At 70.9% G+C, this 8660-nt stretch carries 7 protein-coding genes; 2 read left to right on the top strand and 5 right to left on the bottom strand.

The window, feature by feature from the left end:
- Window position 1 precedes the first annotated feature (1 nt).
- The 5 genes from CFN17_RS19780 to ssd form a co-directional block, all read right to left on the bottom strand.
- Entirely contained in the window at window positions 2-1576 is a 1575-nt protein-coding gene (locus CFN17_RS19780; protein ID WP_261792310.1) for a LamG domain-containing protein, read from the bottom strand.
- A 483-nt stretch (window positions 1577-2059) separates the two neighbouring features.
- Complete coding sequence (locus CFN17_RS01910) at window positions 2060-2470, bottom strand: type II secretion system F family protein (protein ID WP_395925942.1); 411 nt, start codon at window positions 2468-2470, stop codon at window positions 2060-2062.
- A gap of 214 nt (window positions 2471-2684) precedes the next feature.
- Window positions 2685-3311 (bottom strand): type II secretion system F family protein, encoded by a 627-nt coding sequence (locus CFN17_RS01915; protein WP_315968647.1) that lies wholly within the window; start codon window positions 3309-3311, stop codon window positions 2685-2687.
- Between the two features lie 266 nt (window positions 3312-3577).
- Complete coding sequence (locus CFN17_RS01920; RefSeq protein ID WP_208749719.1) at window positions 3578-4963, bottom strand: TadA family conjugal transfer-associated ATPase; 1386 nt, start codon at window positions 4961-4963, stop codon at window positions 3578-3580.
- Window positions 4963-6069 carry a septum site-determining protein Ssd gene (ssd, locus tag CFN17_RS01925; RefSeq protein ID WP_208749720.1) on the bottom strand — a complete coding sequence of 369 codons (1107 nt, stop codon included), beginning with the start codon at window positions 6067-6069 and terminating at the stop codon, window positions 4963-4965. Before ssd ends, CFN17_RS01920 begins: the two co-directional genes overlap by 1 nt.
- A 127-nt stretch (window positions 6070-6196) precedes the next feature.
- Between ssd and CFN17_RS01930 the strand changes: the two genes are divergently transcribed.
- The gene (locus CFN17_RS01930; protein ID WP_208749721.1) at window positions 6197-7933 is read left to right on the top strand and encodes a bifunctional 3'-5' exonuclease/DNA polymerase; all 1737 of its coding nucleotides are present in this window, start codon (window positions 6197-6199) and stop codon (window positions 7931-7933) included.
- 152 nt (window positions 7934-8085) lie between these two features.
- Window positions 8086-8367: a YegP family protein gene (locus CFN17_RS01935; protein ID WP_261792433.1), complete on the top strand. Its 282-nt coding sequence runs from the start codon at window positions 8086-8088 to the stop codon at window positions 8365-8367.
- Window positions 8368-8660 lie beyond the last annotated feature (293 nt).

Below are 8660 nucleotides of genomic sequence, written 5' to 3' on the forward strand. Positions count from 1 at the left end.
GTTAGGGCAGGAAGTACCCGGCGAGGTCGGCGATGAGCTGGGCGGAGCCGGAGGAGCGGTTGAACAGCGCCACCCGCCCGTCGGAGCCGACCGGCACGTTGGCCAGGTTGGGGACGGTCTGCCCGGTGGAGAAGTTCAGGTTCGACGCGTTGGGCCGGGCCGAACCGGACGGGTAGGCGGTGATGAAGCCGAAGGACTTCGGCGAGGTGACGGTCAGGTTGAACACCGCTGCCAGCGCACCGGTCGGGACGCCGTTGGCGCCGGCGACCTGGAATGTGACGGCGGAGTCGGCCTTGACCGGGGCGGTGTTGCGGGTGTCCAGGACCCGGGTGGGTCCGAGGGCCTTGAACGCGCCCGTCGCGGTCGGTGTGCCGGGCAGGTAGTACCCGGCGACGTCGGCGATCAGCTGGGAGGTGCCGGCGGACCGGTTGAACAGCGTCACCTTCCCGTCGGCGCCGACCGGGACCGTGACCAGGTTCGGGACCGTCTGCCCGGCGGAGAAGTTCAGGTTCGAGGCATTCGGCCGGGCCTTGCCGGAGGCGTAGGCGGTGATGAAGCCCAGGGACTTCGGCTGGGTCACCGTCAGGTTGAACACCACGGCGGCGACCGAGGCGGGAATGCCGTTGGCCCCGGCGACCTGGAAGGACACCGCGGAATCGGCACGGACGGCGGCGCTGTTGCGGGTGTCCAGCAGCCTGGCAGGCTGCAGGCTCTTGAACGCGCCCGCCGTCGCCGGTGTGCCGGTGACGTAATAGCCGGTGACGTCCGCGATCAGCTGTGAGGACCCCGAGGACCTGTTGAACAGCGTCACTTTGCCGTCAGCGCCGACCGGGACCGTCACCAGGTTCGGCACCGTCTGCCCGGCAGAGAAGTTCAGGTTCGAGGCGTTGGGCCGGGCCGTGCCGGAGGCATAGGCCGTGATGAACCCGAGGGACCGCGGCTGGGTCACTGTGAGGTTGAAGACGACCGCGGACACCTTGGCCGGGATCCCGTTGGCGCCGGCGACCTGGAACGTGACGGCGGAGTCGGCCTTGACCGGGGCACTGTTCCGGGTATCCAGGACCCGGGTGGGCGAGGTGGGGTTGAACGTTCCGGGGAGCTGTCCGCCGGCCTTCCCGGCCTTGATGACGACATCATCGATATAGCTGTCGCCGGCCTGCCGCCGGTGTTCGGCGCCCAACTGCATCTTGGTGACCTCATTGAAGCCCGTGGCGACCTGCTTGCTGGAATACAGGAGCTTGCCGTCGAACCATATTTCGACGGTGGTGGAGGCGCCGTTGGGGATGACGTGCATGACCAGGTGGTGCCACGTTCCCAGCGGGACGTTGGTCTTCAGGTTGGTGTAGCCGAGTGTTCCGTTGGGCGCTGCGACGCGGAGCCACAGCGGGCCGACGCCGCCGTTGGAGCGGTAGACGTCCACGAACCGGGTGTTTCCGTTGAAGAAGCGGAAGTAGGGGACGTTGTTGCCTGCCACGCCCTCCTTGGTGATGTTGAACCAGCCGTCGGCGTAGACTTCATTGCTGCCGGCGGGAAGCGGCGCCGAGAAGTTGGCCACGGAGCCGGCATCCGTCGTCACGTGGACATGCGCCGAACAGCGGCCCGAATGCTGCTCAGCTGAGGAGACATCGGCGGTGCCGGTCCCGGCTGTGAAGGGCGCCGCAAAGCCCGACGATGTGATGCTGCCCGACTCGAAATTGGTCGCGATGACCGTTGTGCCCGGATACTGGTTGGTTGGCTGCGGCGCGCCCGGCTGGCACGTCGGTGCGGCGGAAGCCGGGCTGGCGCCGACCGCCAGACCGGCTAAGACTAATAGGTTCAGCGCTGCGATTACGCCTGCTTTTTGCAGTCGTTTCATTGATCTGCCCCCCTGACGTGGCTCCCACTGGATAGCAATTCCCAGAAGTTCCGGGATTTGAGGCGCCAAGGAAGCGCTGTGAGTAGCCGACGCACGAGACCGCTCATACTCCGACGGTGCCTTCCCACACGGTATCCCCCAGCAACTTGAATAAACCTTGGGGCCCGTGCGGTCCGGCCACGCTGCTGTCCGAGCCGGCCGGAGTCAGGCCGGTAGCAGACCCAGGAGTACAGGGACGACACCGAGGCAGACAAAGGCCGGCAGCGAGCACAGGCCCAGCGGAACAACGAGCTTCACCCCGAGGGCCGCCGCACGCTGCTCGGCGGCCCTGTGCCGTTCGCGGCGCAGCCGGGCGGCCTGGGCGTAGAGCAGTGCCGAGGACGGGGCGCCCGTGAGCGCGGCAAAGGTCAGGCCGTCCCGCAGCGCACGAAGCTGCGGCACCTGGGCACCGGAACTGTGCCATGCTGTCTTCCAGTCCGCGCCGATGGCCAGAGCCGACGCCACAGGCCGCAACTGCCGGGCGAGTTCCGGCGGCACCAGGGTGGCGATAAGTTCCAGCGACCGTCCCAGCCCGGCTCCTGCGTCCAGCATGGCGCCGATCAGTTCCAGCATCATGGCGGTGTCCCGCAGCCCAGGGAACCCCGGATCTTCAGCCGGGTTGCGTTCCCGGGGCGCCCGGCCACGGCCCGTCCGGTCCGCCGGGCCTGGAACTTGGCGCCGGAGTCTTCCGCGGACACGCCCGGAGTGCGCCAGGACCACGACGGATGCGCCGGCAAGGCAAAGGGCCACCAGGGCCCCGGCTGCCTCCGGTTTCACGGCGGGGGCCGAGTCACGCTGGCGCTCCTGCGGCGGCACGGACAAGCCGTGCGGACCACATCCGGCCGGCGGCGGTCAGGCCGATACCGGCGGCCAGCGCCATGACGCCCCACGGGCTCCCGAAGATCGTCGCCATCGGATCGACGCCGAGGAGCAGTCCGAGCCCCAAACCCGACACCGGCAGCCAGGTCAGCAGGCGGACCGTTGTACGAGGCCCGGCCAGGGCGGTCCGCCGGGCCGCCTCGGCGTCGGCCTCCGCCTCCAGGTGGTGGGCGAAGCGTGCCAGGACGTCCGCCAGGGGGCAGCCGCTGGCTTCTGAGGTGTCGAAGCACGCCGCAAGCTCACCCCAGACGTGCGTGTCGCGGCCGGTCAATCCGCTCCCGGACGCTGCCCGGCGGATTGCCTCGGCCACCGAAGTCCCCCGCAGGGCGGCGGCGCGTGCTGCCCCGAGGATCGTGAGGGCTTCAGGAGCGAGCCCGGCCCCGGAACCCTCCGGGGCCGGGTCGGGGCCTCCGCTCCGGCCCGGGGACCGGTCCTCCGCATCGTCCCGGCCGTAGAGAACCCACAGTTCGTCCCACAGCCGGGCGGGGGTGCGTCCGCCTTTCAGCAGCGCGGCGAGTTGCTGGACCACGGCCGCCATCGGGGCGGTCCCCGTCCCGGCTCTTCTTCCGGCCAGCAGGAGGCGGGATCCGGGGACGGCCCTGCGGTGGTTCCACGGCCGGTTTGCCAGTTGCGGGCTCAGCGGCCCGGGACGCCGGCCGGCTTGCGGACCAGGTTGTCGGTGCCCCCGGGCTGCGGAACCGTGCATGCCTGCACTTTCCAGGGCGTTGCGGGCACGTCGCCCCGCACCCCGGGCGGGAAATGCCAGCCACACCGCCAGAGCCAGCGTGATGACCAGGACGGCGGTCACGGCGGAGTCCATGATCGCGCGGGTTCAGTATCCGGCCCCGAGGGCCGCGCCTCGGACCGCGCAGCGGGTGACCGGGCAGCGAGAGAGCGGGCAGCCGGGGTCAGCCCTGCTCGGGACGGTGTAGCGGCGCCGCCTTCGCCGGCCGGATCCAGGTCGAGCCGGTCCGCCAGCGCCAGCCACGCGGGCCCCCGGCGGACCCGGTCCCCGCTCATGTCCAGAGCAACACTGACGGCCAGCCCGGTGTCCCGGGGGTCCATGATTCCGATACTCACCACCCGACGGCCGGCTCCGGTCCGTTCGACATGCACGACGGCATCGATGGCGCTGGCCACCTGCAGGCGCACGGCGTCCTGGCCCATGCCTGCGAGCGCCCCGAGCGCGGCAAGCCGGGCCGGGACGGCCGCCGCGGCATTGGCATGGATGGTCCCGCCGGCTCCCGCATGCCCGGTATTCATCGCTGACAGCAGCTCCCTGACTTCCGCGCCGCGGCATTCGCCGACGACCAGCCGGTCCGGCCGCATCCTCAGGGCCTGGCGGACCAGTTCGCCCAGATCGACGGCACCGCCGCCTTCCAGGTTGCCGTGTCGGGACTCGAGCGAGACCACATGCGGGTGGACCGGATTCAATTCCGCCGCGTCCTCAATCAGGACGAGCCGTTCCCCGGCGTCACATAGCCCCAGCAGTGTCGCCAGCAGCGTGGTCTTGCCCGAGCCCGTGGCGCCGCTGATGAGGAAGCTCAGCCGGCCCGCCACCATGCGTTCGAGCACGGACTGGACCAGGCCGCCGCCGGTCCCGGTCCCGAACATTCCGTCGCGGCGCAACTCCGGCATGGTGAAGACCGTGCTCCGGCGGATGCGCACGCTGAGGAGGGTCCCGGCCGTGGATATCGGCGGCAGGACCGCGTGGACCCGGTAGCCGCCGTCGAGCCTGACGTCGACGCACGGCGAACTGTCATCCAACCGGCGGCCGCCGGCGGCCACCAGCCGTGCCGCCAGGGCGCGGATCTGCGGCTCCCCGGAAAAGACGACGGCTGCCCGCTCCAGGCCGTTGCCGCGGTCCAGCCAGACCGACTCCGGGCCGTTGACGAAGATGTCCGTGACGTCCGGGTCCCGCGTGAGGGGCTGCAACGGGCCCAGCCCATTAAGTTCGGCGCTGATGCTCTCCACCGCAGCCAGGGCGCCGGCCGTGCCAAGCAGCCGTCCGCTAGCCTGGACAGCGGCCGCCACCCTTGACGGGGTCACCGGAACGGCTTCGGCCAGGACGGATTCGCGCACGGACTCCAGCAGTTTCTGGTCCGGAGCTCCGGGCGCGCTGCGGCGTCCCGGCGCCCGTCGGGTCACCTGGTGCGGGCCCGCCGATTGCACGGCTGAATGTGCACTCATCAGTCGTCCGCCCCGTTGAGGTCCAGAAGGCCGGCGGCGAAGCGCCGGGCAGCGCGCCGCCGGCCGGTTTCCAGGAGGCGGCCGAATTCCGTTGCCGCGGCCAGGCCTTTGATTTCGGGCATGATCCCGTGCAGCGGAATCCCCACGGAGTCGGCGATCAGGGGCGCGTCCAGGGCAGCGCCCGGCCCGGCCCGGACCACCAGTGCGGTGTCCACCGGGGGAAGCTCCTGCAGGAGCCGGGCCGTGGCGACGGCCGCCCGCAGCCGGGCCGGTGCGACGACGATGATCCGGTCGCATTCCCAGGCGAAGGACCGCAGTGTTTCGCGGCCCCGGCCGATATCCAGCACGGCCAGCTCGCACCCGCGCCGGGCGGCATCGAGGACGCCGGCGACGGTGGCTGCGTCGATGTCGGCGGCCCGGTCCCCGGTACCCGGCCACGACAGGAACGGGAAGCCTCCGGCCGTCGGCAGGGCGTCGTCGAGCTGGGCGGGGTCGATGCTGCCGCTCGCCCCGGCCAGGTCCGGCCAGCGGAGCCCGTAGGCGTCTTCTGCGGCCAGCGCCAATTCCAGCCCGCCACCCCAGGGATCTCCGTCTATCAGGAGCGCCCGGACGCCGAGTCCGGCCGCTGCCTGGGCGATCCAGACGGCGGCGGTCGTGGCACCGGCACCGCCGCAGCCGCCGATGACGCCCAGGACGAGTCCGCCGTCCTCCGGTGCCCGGGACCGGCTCAGGTGCTCCGCGAGCCAAGCGGCGGCATCGGGCAGGACCGCGACGCGTTCGGCCCCGATGGCCGCGGCCAGATGCCACAGCCCGTCGCCGTCGCTGCGGAGGCCCACCAGAACCGCCGGCGCTTGGCGTCGCGGCGGCAGGTCACGGATGTCGCTGCCGACCAGCACGGCCGCCGCGGCGTCCCAGAAGGGCGCGGCCCCGGCAATGTCCTGCACCGTCCGCAGATGGCCACCGGCGGCCGCGACGATGCGTTCCACGTCGGCGCGCAGCGCCTCAACGCCGGTGACCAGCAGGGTTTCCGCGGATTCCTCCGGATGCCATGGCACCGGTTCCCGCGGGGGCGACTCGCCGGGACCGGGGTGCTGATGCCTGTTCATGTTGCCACTGTGCCTGCCTCTTCCGGGCGGCGTAACCTCCGTCGTCGGCTATGTGGATAAGCCGGCGGGTCCCGGCCGCCGAGGGGCAGCGCGCAGAGCATGCCCCGGGGCAGGGCAGAATTGACCTATGTACCTGCTGCTCGCCGCCCACCCCGACGGCGCGGCGCTGCAGGAACTCACCGCCCAGGGCATCCCTGAACCGTCCAACCCGCAACCGCGCGTGGTCAGCACCGGCGAGCTTGCGGGCGTCGTCCGCGGGTTCGAGGAGCGGCGGCCGCGCTGGATCTGGCAGCGCACACAGGACTGGTATCCCTCGCTGCTGCGCGCCGGGGTGGAGCTTGAGCGCTGCTACGATCTCACGCTGTGCGGTTCGATCCTGGCCCATTCGGCCTTCACCGCCCACACGGCCTATGCCCAGGCTGCGGAGAAGCTGACTCAGGACGACGAACTCCACCCGCCGCCGCGTGCCCTGCAGCCGCCTCCCCCGCCGCCAGAGCAGGGGGCGCTCTTCGACGCCCCGGCCTCCGCCCGGCGTCGCGGTTCATCCCTGGAAGAACTCCGCGTCGAGTACGCCGCCCAGCAGGAGGCCCTCCGCCAAGCCGGAACGGTCCCCGGCACCACCCCGGATCCCGCCGCCGATGCCAACCGGCGCCAGCGGCTGCAGCTGCTGCTGGCAGCAGAATCCGCCGCGGCCGTGATCGCGGCCGAAATGCAGCACACGGGTGTTCCGTGGCGGGCGGAACTGCACGAGCAGATCCTTGCCGAGCAGCTGGGCCCCCGACCGGCCCCGGGACAGCGCCCGGCCAAACTTGAAGCGCTGACAGCTGAACTGCGGCAATTGCTGCATTCGCCGTCGCTGAACCCGGATTCCCCGCAGGAGCTCATGCGCGCGCTGCACCGCAACGGCATCGAGGTGAAGACCACCCGCCAGTGGGAATTGAAGGAATCCAACCACCCCGCAATCGTGCCGCTGCTGGTCTACAAGAAGCTCGCGCGTCTGCACGCGGCCAACGGCTGGGCGTGGCTTGATGCCTGGGTGCAGCATGGCAGGTTCCGGCCTGAGTACGTCGTGGGCGGCGTGGTGTCGGGACGGTGGGCCTCGCGCGGCGGCGGGGCGCTGCAGATCCCGCGCCAGGTCCGCGGCGCGGTCCACGCCGATCCCGGGCACAAACTAATCGTTGCTGATGCGTCGCAGTTGGAACCGCGGGTGCTCGTGGCGCTGGCCCAGGATGCCAGGATGGCTGAGGCCGCCCGGGACAAGGACCTCTACGCCGGCATCGCCGCCCAGGGCTTCGGCGGCGACCGGGCGAAGGCCAAGGTGGCCCTCCTCGGGGCCATCTACGGGGCGACCACCGGCGAGTCCGGCCGGCTGATGCCCCAGCTCGCCCGGACCTATCCGCACGCCGTGGGCTTCGTTGAACAGGCGGCCCGCGACGGCGAAGCCGGCAGGACCGTCACCTCACGCCTGGGCCGGAGCAGCCCGCCGCCGTCGGAGCGCTGGCTGCGCAGCCAGCAATCCAGCACCGCGGAAGAACAGCGCCGGGCGGACGCGCTCGCCAGATCGCGCGGCCGTTTCACCCGGAACTTCGTGGTGCAGGGTTCGGCGGCCGACTGGGCCGCCTGCTGGCTGGCGGAACTCCGGCGGCGCCTGCGCGCCATGAGGGCGGCCGGCGGCGCCGCAGGCGAACTCGTATTTTTCCTGCACGACGAAGTCATGGTCCACTGCCCGGAAGCGGCCGTCGCGGACTGCGTCCGGGCCATCGAGGACTCCGCAACCGCGGCGAAGGAGCTACTGTTCGGCCGGATCCCCGTGGAATTTCCGGTCAGCGTGGCCGTCGTGGACTCCTACGACAACGCCAAATGAGTGACCGCGGTCACCGGCTGTAACGTACCGGTCAGTAGCGTTGTGTGGCCTCCATCACCCACGCTAGGCTCGAAAAAGTCCGGCGGATTCCCGTTCTTTCCGCCGGCCATTGCAAAGACGCAATCAATTGGGGAGGCTCCGGTTTGGCAGGCATGTTTGAGATCGCGCAAGCTGGCGACAAGGCTTATTTTTTCCGGCTGACGGCGCCGGACGGAACGGTAGTGGCCGTTTCTCCGCTGTTCAGCACCATTAAGGGCGCGGCGGCGGGGATCACCGCCGTGCGCGAGAACGCCGCGACCGGCCTGGTGGTGGACCGTTCGGGGGCGACCAAGCGCCCCGCCACGACACGGCCCGCAGCCGTGGCACCGGTTGCGCTGGCACCCGCCGCGCTGGCACCGGCTGCCCTGGCCGGCAGCGCCGCGAAAGCCAGCTAGGAGACTGCTGAACTAATCGCTTTTGAGAGGGGTCGGGCGGGCGCGTGAGCGCTTTGCCCGGCCCTTCGGGCGTGTGCGGGTGGCCGGTTCGGATTCCGTTGGGTGGTCAGTTGTCGGTTTGGGGCGGAGGCCTGGTGCCGAGGGGCCCTCCGGGTCTTTCCAGGGCCTTGGGGCGGCCCTCACGCGATGGCCCAGGATCCGTGTTCGCTGGTGAGTCCGAGCTTCAGGAGCCTGCGGAGGTTCAGCCCGGCGATCCGTAGCTGCAGCCAGGCGTTGTTTCGGCTGGTGCCGCG

The sequence above is a fragment of the Arthrobacter sp. PM3 genome (assembly GCF_003352915.1).
Classification (GTDB): Bacteria; Actinomycetota; Actinomycetes; order Actinomycetales; family Micrococcaceae; genus Arthrobacter.

Excerpts from the sequence above, each read along its gene's own strand:
- ssd (WP_208749720.1), bottom strand. The coding sequence starts at position 6,069 with ATGAACAGGCATCAGCACCCCGGTCCCGGCGAGTCGCCCCCGCGGGAA.
- CFN17_RS01935 (WP_261792433.1), top strand. The coding sequence starts at position 8,086 with ATGTTTGAGATCGCGCAAGCTGGCGACAAGGCTTATTTTTTCCGGCTG.
- CFN17_RS01930 (WP_208749721.1), top strand. The coding sequence starts at position 6,197 with ATGTACCTGCTGCTCGCCGCCCACCCCGACGGCGCGGCGCTGCAGGAA.
- CFN17_RS01920 (WP_208749719.1), bottom strand. The coding sequence starts at position 4,963 with ATGAGTGCACATTCAGCCGTGCAATCGGCGGGCCCGCACCAGGTGACC.
- CFN17_RS01915 (WP_315968647.1), bottom strand. The coding sequence starts at position 3,311 with ATGGCGGCCGTGGTCCAGCAACTCGCCGCGCTGCTGAAAGGCGGACGC.
- CFN17_RS01910 (WP_395925942.1), bottom strand. The coding sequence starts at position 2,470 with ATGATGCTGGAACTGATCGGCGCCATGCTGGACGCAGGAGCCGGGCTG.